Below are 14,963 nucleotides of genomic sequence, written 5' to 3'. Positions count from 1 at the left end.
GCGCGTTCCGGAGCGCTTTCGGCGTAACGAAAGCCGCTCCGGGCGTTCTTTTTTTACAGTTTGAATCTTCCGGTGATTTCGTTCAGCGTGCGTACGACCGCCGCGTTCTTTCCCGTCACATTCATGATTTCTTCGATGGTAGCGCCGATGGTGTCGCTCGATCGGGCGATCGCCTGGGTGCTTTTCTGAACCTTGTGCGATATGTCCTCGAGCCGGCTCATTTCCTTGAGAATCATGGTAGCGCCTTGATTCATTTCCAGGGAACCGTCGCGGATTTGCATGGTGATCTCCTGGATTTCCTGCAGGGCTTCGAGAACCTGCTGGCTTCCCTCGCTCTGCTCCTTCATCGACATGCGTATTTCCTGAACCAGGCCGTTCGCCTCGCGGATGCTGTCTGCGACCGTTCCGAACGCGTCGTCGGCCTTGGCTGAGGCTTCGACTATGGTTTCGATGCGCGAAACGACTTTTTTCAGCTCTCCTTCGATTACTTTCGACTGTTCGGACGAGCTTTCTGCAAGCTTGCGAATTTCGTCCGAAACGACGGAGAATCCCTTGCCGGCTTCGCCCGCGTGAGCCGCTTCTATGGCCGCGTTCATCGCGAGAAGGTTCGTTTGGCTTGCGATGGAATTGATTACTTCGTTCGTTTCCAACAGATTCTGGGACTGTTCCGAAACATCCTTCACCAGTTCGATGACGTTCTGCATCGAGTCCCGTCCGTCTCCGGAGGCCGCAAGAAGGTCTTCGAAGCTTCCTCCCGCGCGGTCGAGGTTGCCGGAGATCGAATTGATGTTCGAAACCATCTGCTGAATCGCGGCGGAGGATTCGGTGACTCCCGAGCTCTGGCTTTCGATCTGCCGGGTCAAACTTTCGATGTTTTTCGCGATCTGATGTATGGTGGACGACGTCTCGGTGACGCTCGCGCTTTGTTCTTCCGTTTCGAAGTTGAGGTCGGCGACGTTGCCGGAAATGCCTTCTATATCGGATTTGATGATTTCAGCGCTTGTTTCAAGCTCTTCGGAAATGGTTTCCATGGTTTGCGCCTGGTTTTTGACCTGGCTGATCATTCCGTGGAGGGTGTTGATGAACTTGTTGAAAAAGTGTCCGACGTCCGTCGTTTCGTCTTTTCCGCTGAGCGCGATGCGGTAGGTGAGATCGCCCGAACCCTCCGCAATGTCCTCGAGGGTTTTGGCTGTATGCGCCAGGGGCTTGGCGATGCGGCCTCCGAGCAGGGTAGAGATGACGAGCACTATAAGAAAGGTGAGAACCGATATGGTGATCATGGATGCGTAGATCGAGTACACGGAGGCGTACAGGGTTCTGTCGGGGACGGTGAAAATTACCGAGTAATTCGTTCGCGGAACGCGCTCGATCGAGGCGTGGTAGAAGCCTTTTTTTTCTTTCCAGAAGAAGCGAGCTGTTTCCTGATTCGAGGATTTAAGGGTCTGGACGGTTTCGGCTATTTCTGCCGGGATGGAATCAAGCGTCCAGACCTCGTTCGTCGTGAGAACCTGTTCCGCGTATCCGGCAGCCGCGTCTGTCTGCGCGATCATCGAAATGACGGAGCCTTGATCGGAGACGAGGAAGAGGGCGCTCCCGGTGCCGAAGTAGTCTCCGAGCCTGGACGCCTGGCTGGTGAGATGTTCGGAGAGGGGGCCCGCCTCCTGCAGTATCGCGAGGAGTCCGACGGGAGCGCTTTGATTGGTGAACAGGTTGGTGCCGATGATGATCTGTTTTTTCTGTGTTGCCTTGGAGAAAACGGGTTCGGACAGCCATACCTGCTTGTTGCGGGCGGTCGGCCCGGAAACAAGCTCTTTGAAGTAATCTCGTTCCGTAAGAAGGGTGGGGCTCGAATCGGGATCGTTATTATTCGGAGTTACCCGGCTTCCCCATGCGGGATTTCCGGGATTGTCGGAACGGTAGTACGAACCGTCCGCGCGGACGAGCATGAAGGCCGCGATGTCTCCGTCCTCCTTCGCGAGCCGGTTCAGGGCGGGACCTGCTTTGGCCCACTCGAATCCGGTAATGTCCGGAAGGTGCGAGAGCGCCGAGATGTAACCGATTTTATCGCCGAAGAAGGCTCCGATCTCGCCGGAGATTTCATTAGTGTATTCGGTCATAAAATTGGCCGCATCGCTCCGCATTGCGCGGCCTGTCCTCATGAGGATGAACAGCATTCCGCATACGAAGGGCATTACGGAAACGATGGTGAACATGAGGATCAACTTTTTTCGCAGTTTCATAGAGAGTACTCCTGGTATCAGTGTTCGTCCGAAAGGACGATTATCTTATCGTAATGATAGAAGCTTATTTTCTCCGTTTTAACCGGATTCAAGGCTATTTTCCTGTTTTCCTCGAGAAAATATCCGATGGCTGTTTCATTTTTCCGGCGCGCAGATTCAAGTATAGTATAAAAGTCCACCGGCCGATCGATAGTAACGTAATTCTCCGCCGGTTTGAGATAAATTTCCGTACCTATCGGCTGGATGAGCTCCCTGAATACGTCGAAGAGGTCCGGCTGGATTAAAAGCTGCACCGCAAGCTTATAGAGAATATCGGTAGAAAGGATTCGATCTTCAGGATAATACTCCGGTGCCGGAGTTCCGGTAAGAGTCGTTATGTGGTTTCTGAGTCCCGGTCCCGCCATGAGGCCTGCCAGCGTGTGCAGAATTTCCATCTGTTCGCTTGAAGCGGGGAAGGCCGATCCGGGTATGACGATGTTTTCCCAATTCTCAAGATCAGCCGCTGCTATGACAGCCTTGTCGCGAGGATCGCCCTCCGTCCATTGGATAGAGATCTTCGGCGATTCCGATTGATTGAAGCCCGGATTATCCGCGCACACGATGCGTACGGCCGAACCCTTCGGGGCATAATGGGCGAGATCCGCCAGAATGGACGGGCAGAGAGGATTCCATCCGAGAAACAGGAAATTCTGGGGATGCGTGGTTTCGATGGAATCGGGAGATATGTCTCGGTTGTCCGGCGCGGGCAGGATCGGCTGGGCAATCTGTATATCGTCCGGATTTCCGGCGAGGACGTAGAGTTCGTCGTCTTCCTCGATTACTGCGCTTTGCTTTGGGTTGATGGACAGCCTGCCGTTCTGCGCAAGCCCGACCGGGCAGGCGTTCGCAAAGGCCCTGAGCACCTGGGTCCACGAGAGGCCTTTCATCGGTTTTCCCGGGATGCGGTAGATTTCATTTCCGTGATAGGAAAAAAGCTCGTCGAAGATGAGCGAAAGGCGATCCTGGCGGCAAGATTGGGCCGCTATGGCAGGGAATGCTTCTATCGGGCAAAAGACCTTCATTTTTGGAACAACAAGAGTCTGGATCTTGGCGCGGTATTCCGGCGAATCTACGAGAATCAGAATGTCCGGGCCGTCTTTCGCGGACGCAAGCACAGTTTGCAGCGCGGTCGCGATTCTCAGGGCCTGCAAGTCTCCGTCCGGCGCGCCGGTGAGGTTGACGAGGATCCGGCTGGCGGAAGCCGGTTTCAGAGTTTCAAGAAAGGCTGTTTCCGCCGGATTTCCCTGGATGTAGGCAGGAGGAACAGGGAAATGCGATTTGACGGATTCGCCCGGATCGAATCGGGAGGCCAGAACGATTTCAGAGCGTTGAACCGCGGAGGATCGGGCGAGTTCTTCCGCGATCACCGTCATCGATTCCGAGCGGCCGAGGATTAAGAAGCGGTCTTTGTCGGCGGTTTGTTTCTTGAACACCTGTTACTCCTTGCTGTCCAATAATATACCTATTCTGGAAATCTTTCTTCCGATTTTATCTTCGACGATGAACCACGCGTTCTCGTGGTGGAATCGCTCCCCGATCGAAGGCAGCCTTCCGGCCAATTCCAGGACGAAGCCCCCGACGGTTTCATAAAATTCGGAGTCCCATTCGACTCCGAGCACCGTATTGATCTCCTCGAGGCGGGCTTCACCAGGCGCCCGTACGTAGCGGGAGTCTACAATCTGTATTTCTTTTTTCGATTGGGCGTTTGAAAGGTCGTATTCGTCGTGGATTCCGCCGAAAACCGCCGAAATCGCGTCCCTGCGGGTCACCAGGCCCGCCGTCGCTCCGTGCTCGTCGAGAACGACCGCCAGATGCTGTCCATGGGCGCGGAATTCCTCGAGAAGCTTTGACGCCGTCTGCATTTCGGATACGAAATGAATGGGTTTTATGAGGCTTTCTATCGTTTTTTTCGAGTCGTCCTGCCCGGGAATGAGGATATCCCGGTAATGGAGGAGTCCGACGACGTTGTCGAGGGAGCCCGAGTATACCGGCATTCTCGAGAAACTCTGGGCTCTGAAGGCGGTCCGGGCTTCCGATACGGTGCAGTTTTCGTTCACGGCGGCGATGGACGTTCGGGGAATCAAGATTTCCCTGATCCGCAGATCGGTGAATTCCCAGGCCTTGTGCAGAAGCTTGTGCTCTTTCTCCTCCAGCACGCCGTCGCGCCTGCCGAGATCCATGACGGTTTTCAGCTCGTCCTCGGTAATGCGGTGGGCGTTTTGCGGGAAGAAAAACGAGATCGCCGCAAGGAACAGTCCGTTGATTTTCGTGAAAAAGAATATGAAGGGAAACAGTATTTTCTCTAAAACCAGCAGGGCCGGGGCGATCGCAGAAGCGATTTTAAGCGGATGCTTCGACGCGACGGTTTTTGGGCTGATTTCACCGAAAATAATGATGAGCACGGTCATCAGCGCCGTGGCGGCTCCGATCCCGCTTTCCCCCAGCAGCGATATGGCAAAGGCCGTCGCGAGGCTTGCTGCCCAGTTGTTCACCAGATTGTTTCCGATGAGTATGGCGGTGAGCAGGCGTTGGACGTCGGACATGAGGGCGCTCAGCGATTTAGAGGCAGGGTCCTTTTGTTTTCTCAGCCGCCTGAGCTGGAGCTTGGTGAGAGACGAGCAGGCCGCTTCGGATCCGGAGAAGAACGCGGAAGCCGCGAGAAGCAGAATCAGCGGGACGACGCTTGCCAGGATTTCGTTCATCGCGCGGCCTCCTGCGGCGTTATGAGAACCGAGGTTATGCGGTTCCCGGTTCTTCCCGCGACGGTGAAAAGGAAGCCCTGAACCTCGATTGTGGTTCCGGGCTCGGGAATTTCATCGACTCGTTCGAGGATGAAGCCGGCAAGGGTGTCGAACTGCGAGCTTGAAAGAACGAAGCCGAGCCGTTCGCTCAAGGTGTCCAGCCGCTCGGTTCCGTCTACATGGAAGGGTCGGGCAGGATTTTCCGCTGCATCGGAGGAGTCCGCGACGCCGGCGGACGCAGTCTCCTGCGCGTTGCGTTCGAGGTTTCCGAAAATTTCCTCCGCGAGGTCTTCCGCGGTCACCATGCCGGCGACTCCGCCGTATTCGTCGATTATTACCGCGAGGGTGGTGTTCCGGGCGCGGAAAATATTTTGAAGCTCCGAGAGCTTCCAGGATTCGAAGGCGAAAACGGCAGGCCTGAGCTTGTCGGTGATGGTGAAGTTTTCGCGCGTCTGGCCCTCGCTGAACAGGAGATCCTTCACGTAGAGGATGCCTTTGATGTCGTCGATGTCTTTTCCGTAGACCGGAAAGCGCGAGTAGGGGGAATCGGTGATAAGGCTTTGAATGTTCTCCAGGGAAGCGGAAACAGGAACCATCGTGATTTCAGTCCGGGGCACCATGATTTCCCGGGCCGTCAGGTCCGTATACCTGAGAATTTTATGCATCATGCTCCGCTTGTCCGATTCGATGAGGCCTTCTTCTTCGCCGACTTCTATCATTGTCCGAATGTCTTCTTCGGTAACAGTCGCTTTTTTGGATTTCGCCGCGATTCCCGTAAGACGGCTGGCCGCCTTTCCCATGGCCCGCGAAAAGACGACGAGCGGCCGAGCGATGAAGACCAGAACGCTTAAGGGCAGAGAAAAGCGCAGCGCGATTCGTTCCGGGTGCAGGAGGGCGACCGATTTCGGAAATATTTCGCCGAAGACCAGAAGAAGCACAGTCGAGACGCCGACCGCGATGCCGATGCCGGAGGAACCGAAGAGGGGGAGGGCGATCGCGGTAATGAGGGCGGAGGTTCCGATGTTTACGATATTGTTTCCGACTAAAATGATGCCGAGGAGAATGGTTCTCGTTTCGTTCAGTTTTTCCAGACGGATCGCGGCTTTTACGCCTTTTTCGGCCAGATATCTGATGCGGAGCTTGCTTGCGGATAGGAAGGCGCTTTCGGAAGCGGAAAAGAACATGGATAACAGAGTGAGTCCCGCGAGGAGGACCAGATAGACGAGATAAGAGGGCGGTTCAGAAGGTTCCATATACTTGTTTCAAGGATACCGTATATGGAACCGTTCCGTCAACGAAGGGTGCTAGTTGCCGAGGGCGGTCGCGCCTTCGGGGGCGTTTTTGATCTGCTCGATAGCCGACCGGATCTGCGTTACGCCGGGGTTTTCGGGATCGGCGGCGATTGCCTTGTCGAGCCATTCCAGAATGGTCGCGTTTTCTACCTTGCCCGAAAGAGCCGAAAGATAGGCGCCCATGTACCACGCTTCCTGAACCTGCGCGGGATCGAGGAGGCCTTCGCCGGCAGCGGTTACGAAGCAGTTCGCCGCGTTTTCCATGTCTCCCGTCTGATACAGGGCGATCGCGTCGAGGTAGGCGACCTGGAGGCGGTATTCGCTTCTGAGTCCGGCTTCTCCCGACGCGTCGAGGGTCAGGACTTCACGGATGAGGTCCGCGTATTGCTGGCGTTGGCCGGGATCGACTTCGTCCATGAAGGCGTCGATGTTCTTGGCGCGTTCGGCGCCCTTGGATTTGTTGATGTTCGCTTTGAGCTTGAGGATTTTATCGCGGTTTTCGGAAAAGGATCCGAGCCATTCGATGAACTCAGCCGGGCTCGCGATTCCTTCCGGGGTGGTTGCGGAACCGTAGCGGTCTCCGTCCTTCGTGAACAGCAGGGCGGTCGGCATAGCCTGGATTCCCATGGTGGTCGCGATTCCGTAGTTCTTTTCCACCAGAGCCTGATCCATCAGGGATTCGTCCTGAACGATGTCGATGTTGCACAATACGTAATTCTTGCCGGCCTTCTTGAAGAAGTCTTCGGTGAACACGGCCGTCAGGAGGTTTTTGCTCGGGTCGTTCCAGTCGGAGCCGGTGAAAACCACGAGGAGATCCTTTTTTCCCTTCTGCGAAGCGGCTTTCGCTTCATCGAGATCGGTGATCCATGACTTTTGCGCGCTTCCGCATCCGATGAGCGTTATCGCCGCGAGAATTGCGCCGATGGCGCGGGCTGTAATCTTTTTCATTAGTACTCCTGCTTGGTTCATGCGGGGTTATCCCCGCCAATATCTGACACCCGCGGCAAAAATGTCTTGGCATGTATCGCCGGGAATGTTTGTGAATAGTCCGGTCGTTCCCGCTTTTCCCGCGGCGTCCAGGGGGCGTTCGCTGTGCCCCATTTTTCCGAGAATCCTTCCGGTCGGGTCGGTCATTCCCTCTATCGCGTACATCGAGCCGTTCGGATTGTCCGGCTCCGTCATGACGGGGACTCCTTCGGGATTTACGTACTGCGTAAAGATCTGACCCTTGCGGAAGAGTTCCTCCGCAAGGCCGGCTGTGAGTATAACACGGCCTTCTCCGTGGGAAAGGGGTATGTTATGGATTTTACCGAGTAACAGATTGTCGCCGTTCGCCCAAGGGCTCGCGTCCGATGCTATCCGGGTGCGCGCGAAGCGGGAAATATGGCGGCCGATGGTGTTGTAGGTCAGGGTGGGCATTTCTTCCGAGGGGTTCAGAATTTTTCCGTAGGGAACAAGGCCGGTTTTGATGAGGGCCTGGAAGCCGTTGCAGACGCCGAGAACGAGCCCCTTGCGCGCGTCCAGAAGCTCCATGATGGAGTCTGCAATTTGCGCTTCGCGGATCACGTTGGCTATGAACTTGCCGGAGCCGTCCGGTTCGTCTCCGGCGGAGAAACCGCCCGAGAACGCGAGGATGTGGGCCGAGCCGATGGCCTTGCGCAGTTCTTCGAGGGATTCTTTGAGGTCTTCCGGCCGGCGGTTGCGGAGCACGAGTATTCTGGGTTCGGCTCCGGCGAGGCGGAAGGCCCGTGCCATGTCGTATTCGCAGTTGGTTCCCGGAAATACGGGGAGAACGACGACCGGTTTCTGAGCCGATTTCGGCGCTTTTGCGGTTCTGCGCTCCGCCGAGCCGGAGACGCCCTTCTTTTCAAGGGCCCAGGCGGGCAGAGCTGCTTCGGGGAGAACGCCCGATACCGGCGGGAACACCCTGGCGAGGGGCCGCTCCCAGGCCATCTGGGCGGCGTCCAGCGGGATTTCAGCGCCGGCGAACCGGACGACTGGCTCGGCAACGGTTTTTCCCAATGCAATGAGGCGTTCGCCCAACGCGGGGGGGCCTTCGATTTCCAGAATGAGCGAGCCGTAGAGCGGGGCGAACAGGATGTCGAATTCAGGGTCTTTCGCGGTTTCTGCAAGGGCCGCCGGCAGGCGCACGGAGCGCAGGGTTTGGAGGTCGAGTTCAGCGCCGATCCGGTTTCCGAAGGCCATTTTGGAAACGGCTTCGGCGATTCCGCCCGGTCCTATCGGATAGGCCGCCTTGACTTTTCCGGCGTCGAAAAGGGCCGATACCGCTTCCGAGTTAGCGCGGAAGGCATCCCAGTCGGGTGCGTCGTCTGCGCGCCAGGGCGTATGGACGAACACAAGCGCGTTGCCCGGGGCGGTCAAGGAGCCCCCGCGTATGCGCGAGTCTTTCGCGACGGCTACGGCGAAGGAGACGAGGGTCGGCGGGACGGTCAGGTCGTGGAAGGTTCCGGACATGCTGTCCTTGCCGCCGATCGCCGCGGTTCCCGCGGCCATTTGGGCCGAGAGGGCTCCCAGCAGAGCGGCGGCGGGCTTTCCCCAGGCTTCGGGAGTGGAAGTCCGCTCGAAATATTCCTGGAAGGTGAGCCGGGCTTTTGCGGGGTTTCCGCCGAGCGCGAGTATTTTAGTCAAGGATTCGAGGACGGCGTACTGGGCTCCGTGGAAGGGGCTCCAGGAGGAGGCAGCCGGATCGTAGCCCATGGTCATGAGGCTCGCCGTGCGGGTTTCCTTTCCGGGGCCTACCGGGATTCTCGCGGCAAGTCCGCATTCCGGCGTGGACTGCCAGGCGCCTCCCATCGGGAAGAGAACGGACGCGGAACCGATGGAGCCGTCGAAGCGCTCGGAGAGGCCGCGGCGGGAGGCGACGGGAAGGGATGACAGGGCGTCCAGCCAGCGCTTCGCGGCCGGATGAGCGGATTTTTCAAAGACGGCGGCGGGTTTTTCCTCTCGAGCGGGCCGGTTCGCGGCCGCGTCCCAGTTCCATCTGCCCTTCGGAGCCGCGACGAGAGCCCGGGCCGAGCGGCTCGCGCCGGCGGTGTCGAGGAAGGAGCGCTCGATATCGACGATGGTCTTTCCCTTCCAGCGCATGACCAGCCGGGGTTCGGCCGTCACCTTCGCGATGACCGCCGCGTTGAGGTTTTCGTTATTCGCGGCCTTGATGAACGCGCTCGCGTCTTTTTCGCGGACGACCACCGCCATGCGCTCCTGGGATTCGGAGATGGCGAGTTCGGTGCCGTTCAAGCCTTCGTATTTTTTCGGTACCGCGTCGAGGTCGATGTCGAGTCCGGGAGCGAGCTCTCCGACCGCTACCGCCACGCCGCCCGCGCCGAAATCGTTGCATCTTCTGATGAGTTTTGTTACGGAAGAATCGCGGAAAAGACGCTGGATTTTTCGCTCTTCGACGGGATTTCCCTTCTGCACTTCGGCTCCGGCCGTAGTGACCGATTCCGCCGTATGCACTTTGGACGACCCGGTGGCTCCTCCGATTCCGTCCCGCCCGGTTCCCCCGCCTACCATGACGATTACGTCGCCGGCTTCGGGTTCTTCTCGCACGACTGAGGACACGGGGGCGGCCGCTATCACGGCGCCGAGCTCCATGCGCTTGGCGAGGAAGCCCGGATCGTAGTATTCGACGACCTGTCCGGTGGTCAGGCCTATCTGGTTTCCGTAGGCCGCGAAGCCCGCAGCGGCTTCCCTCGTCAGCTTGATCTGGGGGAGTTTTCCGGGAATGGCCGCCTCGATGGGGGCGGTGGGATCGCCGGCGCCGGTAACCCTGAGCGCCTGATACACCCAGGCTCGCCCGGAAAGCGGATCGCGTATGGCGCCTCCGATGCAGGTCGCCGCTCCTCCGAAGGGTTCGATCTCCGTCGGATGGTTGTGGGTTTCGTTTTTAAACATCAAAAGCCAGGGCTCGGTTCCGGTAATGCGTCCTTCGCCGTCCGTGATCGAAACGTCGATGAAGATCGAGCAGGCGTTGATTTCGGCCGATTCTTCGATGTCGTCGAGGAGGCCTCTCTTTTTCAGGGCCTTGGCTCCGATGACGGCCATGTCCATGAGGGTCACCGGCTTATAGGCGGAACCCGCCGAGGCGTCGGTTCTGCCGGGATAGATTTCTGCGCGGAGGCCGCTGTATGCCTTCCAGGCTTCCCGCACGGCGTCGAGCCGCGCCTTGTCTGCTCCGTTCCCTTCCGCGATGTCGAGACGGTCGAGGACGGTATTGAAGGTGGTGTGCCGGCAGTGGTCCGACCAGTAGGTGTCCAGCACCCGGATTTCGGTCTCCGTCGGGTTTCTTCCCTGGGATCGGAAGTAGTTTTGCAGGAAGGCCGCGTCCGCCGCGTCCATCGCGAGGCCCGCAGACGCTCTCCAGGCTTCGAGCGTTTGGGGGTTCATGTCGAGGAACCCTTCTATTACGGAGACAGGAGCCGGCGCGAGAGCCTTTGGAGAGAGGGTTTCCGGCATGGAAAGGGAGGCTTTGCGGGAGTCTACCGGATTGATGAGATAGTTCTGAATTTTTTCAAGATCGTCCGGGGCGAGTTTTCCGGAGAGGACGAAGAGCCGGGCGCAGCGCACGATCGCTTTTTCGCCGAGGGAGCCTTCCAGCAGGGCGAGGCACTGTTCTGCCGAATCGGAGCGCTGATCGTACTGGCCGGGGACATATTCAACCGCGATGACTGTTTCGTTTTCAGAAAGAGGAAAGGTCCCGGAGTAGACAGCGTCGCTCTGGGGCTCGGAGAAAATCTGCCGCGCGGCCGCCGCCATCGCTTCGGAGGAGATTCCCTGCACGTCGTAGCGGTTCAGATATCGAACGCCCTCCAGCCGGGAGATGCCGACAAAATCGACCAGTTCGGTCAGGGTCCTGCGGGCTTCGTTGTCGAAACCGTTCTTTCTCTCGATATAGAGCCGTTGAACAGGTGCGCTCATGGATTCCTCCGGAAAAAAGTATTCGAGGATATTGCCATAAAACGTCTTGAATTTCTATGCTTGCCGAGCCTATGCACTTAAATAAGTATGCATCGATGTGGTATATATATACGATAATATCGGCTTTCGTCTCAGGAGGACAGTATGCAGGAGATTCTCGACCTTTTACAGAATGATGCGCGGCTCAGCGCTGACGACATCGCAACCATGACCAACCGGACCGTGGCGGAAGTCGCAGCAATCATCGCGCAGCTCGAAAAGGACGGGGTCATCCTGAAATACACCGCCGTCGTGAATCAGGAAAAACTGGACAGCGAAAACGAAGGGGTGCGCGCCGTAATCGAAATTCAGGTTACCCCCGAGCGCGAGCACGGATTCGACGCCCTGGCGGAACGCATATTCCGCTTCCCCCAGGTGAAGTCCCTCTACCTCATGTCGGGCGGCTACGACCTCCAGGTCATCATCGAAGGCAAGAACCTCAAGGACGTCGCTTTCTTCGTATCCGACAAGCTCGCCACCCTCAACGGGGTGAAAAGCACCAAAACCCACTTCGTGCTAAAAACCTACAAGGAAAACGATATTGTCTATGTCGACGAAAAGCGGGACCGCCGCGAAGGGGTGACCGCATGAACGAACGGCAGGACAGATTTTCTCAAAAAATGCTGGGGATCGCCCCGTCGCCGATCCGCAAGTTTTTCGATCTGATCATCGGACGGGACGACATCATCTCCCTCGGAGTCGGCGAGCCCGATTTTCCCACGCCCTGGGCGATGCGGGAAGAGGCGTTCTACCATCTGGAACAGGGGCATACCTCGTATACGTCGAACTGGGGTTTGACCGAACTGCGCGACGCTATTGCCCGCTATCTGGCGAAATACGATCTGGACTACGATCCGAAGAGCGAGGTTCTGGTCACCATCGGAGTCTCCGAGGCGATCGACGCCGTGCTCAGGGCTATCCTGAATCCCGGGGACGAGGTTATCGTCGCCGAGCCCTGCTACGTTTCGTATCAGCCGCTGGTGGAGATTTGTAACACCACGCTGGTGCGACTCGACACCGCTCCGACCGGCTTCGTGCCCACCGCCGAGTCGATTGAAAAGCTCATCACCCCGAAGACGAAGGCGCTCATGCTGTGCTCGCCGAGCAATCCGACCGGACGAATGATACCGGCGGACGAGCTCGCGCGCATCGCTGAAGTCGTGAAAAAGCACAAGATATGGGTGCTTTCCGACGAGGTGTATTGCGAGCTCGTATACGACGGCAGAAAACACGTTTCGATCGCCTCCTTCCCCGGAATGAAGGATTACACCGTCGTTTTGAACGGGTTCTCCAAGGCCTTCGCGATGACCGGCTGGCGCATCGGCTATCTCGCCTGTCCGCCGGATTTGATGGCCCAGGTCCACAAGCTTCATCAGTATTCGACGATCTGCGCGCCTATCATGAGCCAGTACGCCGCCCTGGAGGGCTTGAGGAGCGGAGCCGACGAGGTGGAGCGGATGCGGGTTTCTTACCAGCAGCGCAGAAACCTGATGATGCACGGATTCGCCGAGATGGGCCTTCCGGTCGCGGCGCCCGAAGGCGCCTTCTATATTTTCCCGGATATACGCAAAACCGGATTGACTTCCGAAGAATTCGCCACGAAGATGATCAATGAATACAAGGTAGCCGTAGTTCCCGGCACCGCTTTCGGAGCCGGAGCCGAGGGATTCGTCCGCTGCTGCTACGCGACCGAGATCGGCAAGTTGAAGGAAGCGCTGCGCCGGATGAAGCTGATGGTCGAAGGCAAACCTTTAGATTGACCGATGGAGTTCCGAATGGCAAAAAAGATTCTTTTGCTGTGCCTGTCCGGCCTGTTGTCCCTGTCTGTTTTCGCCGCAGGAAAATCGTTCCGCCTCGACGACGGCATTGCCGAAATTTCAGGCAAGCTTTCCGGCCGTCTTCCGGCCGGCACGAAGATCGTAATTTACGATATTTCCGCTTCGACTCAGGAAGCTTCCTCCTATGTGATCGACGGGTTGACTCTTGAGCTCCTCGAACTCGGCTCTCTGCGCATCGTGGACCGCGAAAATATCGCGAAGGTGCGGGCCGAGCTTTCCTTCCAGATGTCCGGAGACGTGAGCGACGACTCCGCCCAACGGCTCGGCGCCATGCTGGGAGCGGAAACGCTCGTGACCGGCTCGCTCGACAAGCTTTCAGGCGGGTATCGGCTTTCCCTCAAGGCGATCCAGGTTGAAACCTCGGAGATCCAGTACATGGGAACCGTCAACATCGCAGCGACGGACGAGACGGAAACCCTGCTGGGCCAGGTCAATCCGAGAAAATCGGCCGCCGCCTCCGTCGGAAGCGCCGCCCGCTCCGTCGCGGATTTTTCTGGCCGCCTGATCTGTTCGTCGGTTAATTTCTTTTTCGGCATTGGCTCGTACATGCAGGGAGACTTCTCGGGCGGCAGGCGGGTGATGTTCTGGGAGCTGGCAACAGCCGGCGTTTTTGCGTGGGGTGCGTCGAAAAACGACGCCGGAGAGGACGGCTCGTTTCTGATGATGGCAGGCGGGGTGGGTTTTGCCGCCACCGTCGCCTATGCGTTTGTTCGGCCCTGGCGCTACAAGCGCGATCCTTCGATGGCACTGGTAACTCCCGGTATCTCGTTCGGCTCGAGCCCCTTGAACCTGCGGCCGGCCTCTCCGCGCGAGAAAAAACCGCTTCCGGTTTCCCTGAATCTTACCGTTCGTTACTGAGACATTCTTTCAAGGGCCGCTCGCGCGGCCCGTTCGTTTTCCTTCAGATACGCGGCGGCGAAGATTTCCTCGCTCCGCCGGTATGCCGCGGCCGCGGCGTCCCTCTCTCCCTTCTTTTCAAACACCGTTCCGCGGGCGAGCCAGTCCATGCCCAGCCCTGCCGAGTGTTCGGCCTTCCGGTCGAATTCAATCGCGCGGTCCAGAGCCTCCAGCGCCCGGTCGTACATTCCCGCCTTCGAGCGCACCGACGCGAGGAGGAACCAGTCGTAGCCCGAGTCTTCAAGAAAGAGTCCTTTCTCATGAATGCCGGCGGCCTCGAGCAGGTGTTTTTCGGCCTCCGCGAAGTTGCCCAGGTCTTTTTCGGCAAGAGCGGCAGTCCGCAACACGGATGCCTTCAGGAGCGGCTCTCCTCCCAGCAGGGGGAGGGCTTCCCGCGCAGCGGCTTGAGCCTCGAGGGCGCGCACTGCGCGGTTTTCCGTTGAAACGTCCGCCCGGCCTTCTCCGAGATTTCCCCGCGCGATGGAAGCCTGTGCCGCCGCCGCGAGCGCCGGATATCCTCCGGCTGCGGCTTCGGCGTAGGCCTGCTGCCTGTCGGTTTGGGCTCGCGCAATGTCTCCGGCGGCGAAGCGCGCCTCTCCCCGCGACAATAGGGCCCTGATTCGGCCTTTTTCGTAATCGGCGCCGACGGCAAGACGCCATGCTTCTGCAAAATAGAGTTCGGCGTTAGCGAAGTCTCCCCGAGCGGAGGCGGCGTCTCCCATCGCGATCTGGGCGTCGCAGGCGTTCCTTGCGGCGGTTATCTCCGCCGGCCGCTTGGGCGCCGAGGAGCATCCTCCGGTTAAAAGGAGTAGCGAGGCGAATACGGCGAGGGCTGCGAAAGACGCGAGCGCTCCCGCGGGCTTCAGGATGCATTTCGTTTGCGCGCGCCCATGAATGAAACCGAAGCGCGCTCTGTTATCGATCATATGTTCGCCCCTT

Annotated in this window: 10 protein-coding genes; 3 read left to right on the top strand and 7 right to left on the bottom strand. The window is 58.2% G+C overall.

Features of this window, described 5'->3' with window-relative positions; translation table 11 throughout:
• Positions 1-53 precede the first annotated feature (53 nt).
• The 6 genes from K7J14_RS06160 to K7J14_RS06135 are packed head-to-tail and all read right to left on the bottom strand — an operon-like array spanning position 54 to position 11,250.
• Positions 54-2,240 carry a methyl-accepting chemotaxis protein gene (locus K7J14_RS06160; RefSeq protein ID WP_230754388.1) on the bottom strand — a complete coding sequence of 729 codons (2,187 nt, stop codon included), beginning with the start codon at positions 2,238-2,240 and terminating at the stop codon, positions 54-56.
• Positions 2,241-2,257: 17 nt separating this feature from the next.
• Positions 2,258-3,712, bottom strand: coding sequence for a CASTOR/POLLUX-related putative ion channel (locus tag K7J14_RS06155; RefSeq protein ID WP_230754383.1), 1,455 nt, complete (start codon positions 3,710-3,712; stop codon positions 2,258-2,260).
• A 3-nt stretch (positions 3,713-3,715) separates the two neighbouring features.
• Complete coding sequence (locus K7J14_RS06150) at positions 3,716-4,981, bottom strand: hemolysin family protein (RefSeq protein ID WP_230754378.1); 1,266 nt, start codon at positions 4,979-4,981, stop codon at positions 3,716-3,718.
• Entirely contained in the window at positions 4,978-6,273 is a 1,296-nt protein-coding gene (locus K7J14_RS06145; RefSeq protein WP_230754376.1) for a hemolysin family protein, read from the bottom strand. Before K7J14_RS06145 ends, K7J14_RS06150 begins: the two co-directional genes overlap by 4 nt.
• A 51-nt stretch (positions 6,274-6,324) precedes the next feature.
• Entirely contained in the window at positions 6,325-7,260 is a 936-nt protein-coding gene (locus tag K7J14_RS06140) for a thioredoxin family protein (protein WP_230754374.1), read from the bottom strand.
• Between the two features lie 27 nt (positions 7,261-7,287).
• Positions 7,288-11,250, bottom strand: a complete 3,963-nt coding sequence (locus K7J14_RS06135; protein WP_230754372.1) for a phosphoribosylformylglycinamidine synthase — start codon at positions 11,248-11,250, stop codon at positions 7,288-7,290.
• A 144-nt stretch (positions 11,251-11,394) separates the two neighbouring features.
• On the opposite strand from K7J14_RS06135, the gene K7J14_RS06130 reads away from it, so the two are divergent.
• Genes K7J14_RS06130 through K7J14_RS06120 form a run of 3 tightly spaced genes read left to right on the top strand, consistent with a single transcriptional unit; the run spans position 11,395 to position 13,985 of the window.
• A complete protein-coding gene (locus tag K7J14_RS06130; protein ID WP_230754370.1) occupies positions 11,395-11,880 on the top strand; it encodes an Lrp/AsnC family transcriptional regulator in 486 nt (161 codons plus the stop codon).
• Positions 11,877-13,049 (top strand): pyridoxal phosphate-dependent aminotransferase, encoded by a 1,173-nt coding sequence (locus tag K7J14_RS06125; RefSeq protein WP_230754367.1) that lies wholly within the window; start codon positions 11,877-11,879, stop codon positions 13,047-13,049. The genes K7J14_RS06130 and K7J14_RS06125 overlap by 4 nt, the downstream gene beginning before the upstream one ends.
• 15 nt (positions 13,050-13,064) lie before the next feature.
• Positions 13,065-13,985, top strand: a complete 921-nt coding sequence (locus K7J14_RS06120) for a CsgG/HfaB family protein (protein WP_230754364.1) — start codon at positions 13,065-13,067, stop codon at positions 13,983-13,985.
• Here K7J14_RS06120 and K7J14_RS06115 read toward each other — a convergent pair.
• The gene (locus tag K7J14_RS06115) at positions 13,979-14,950 is read right to left on the bottom strand and encodes a tetratricopeptide repeat protein (protein WP_230754362.1); all 972 of its coding nucleotides are present in this window, start codon (positions 14,948-14,950) and stop codon (positions 13,979-13,981) included. The two genes, K7J14_RS06120 and K7J14_RS06115, sit on opposite strands and share 7 nt — an antisense overlap.
• Between the last annotated feature and the right edge of the window lie 13 nt (positions 14,951-14,963).

It is taken from the genome of Teretinema zuelzerae, assembly GCF_021021555.1.
Classification (GTDB): domain Bacteria; phylum Spirochaetota; class Spirochaetia; order Treponematales; family Treponemataceae; genus Teretinema; species Teretinema zuelzerae.
The sequence above is the reverse complement of the archived record's forward strand: the minus strand, read 5'-3'. Positions and strand labels throughout refer to the sequence as shown.

Coding starts and splice junctions, on each gene's coding strand:
- K7J14_RS06125 (WP_230754367.1), top strand. CDS start 11,877: ATGAACGAACGGCAGGACAGATTTTCTCAAAAAATGCTGGGGATCGCC.
- K7J14_RS06150 (WP_230754378.1), bottom strand. CDS start 4,981: ATGAACGAAATCCTGGCAAGCGTCGTCCCGCTGATTCTGCTTCTCGCG.
- K7J14_RS06140 (WP_230754374.1), bottom strand. CDS start 7,260: ATGAAAAAGATTACAGCCCGCGCCATCGGCGCAATTCTCGCGGCGATA.
- K7J14_RS06120 (WP_230754364.1), top strand. CDS start 13,065: ATGGCAAAAAAGATTCTTTTGCTGTGCCTGTCCGGCCTGTTGTCCCTG.
- K7J14_RS06115 (WP_230754362.1), bottom strand. CDS start 14,950: ATGATCGATAACAGAGCGCGCTTCGGTTTCATTCATGGGCGCGCGCAA.
- K7J14_RS06160 (WP_230754388.1), bottom strand. CDS start 2,240: ATGAAACTGCGAAAAAAGTTGATCCTCATGTTCACCATCGTTTCCGTA.
- K7J14_RS06130 (WP_230754370.1), top strand. CDS start 11,395: ATGCAGGAGATTCTCGACCTTTTACAGAATGATGCGCGGCTCAGCGCT.
- K7J14_RS06135 (WP_230754372.1), bottom strand. CDS start 11,250: ATGAGCGCACCTGTTCAACGGCTCTATATCGAGAGAAAGAACGGTTTC.
- K7J14_RS06145 (WP_230754376.1), bottom strand. CDS start 6,273: ATGGAACCTTCTGAACCGCCCTCTTATCTCGTCTATCTGGTCCTCCTC.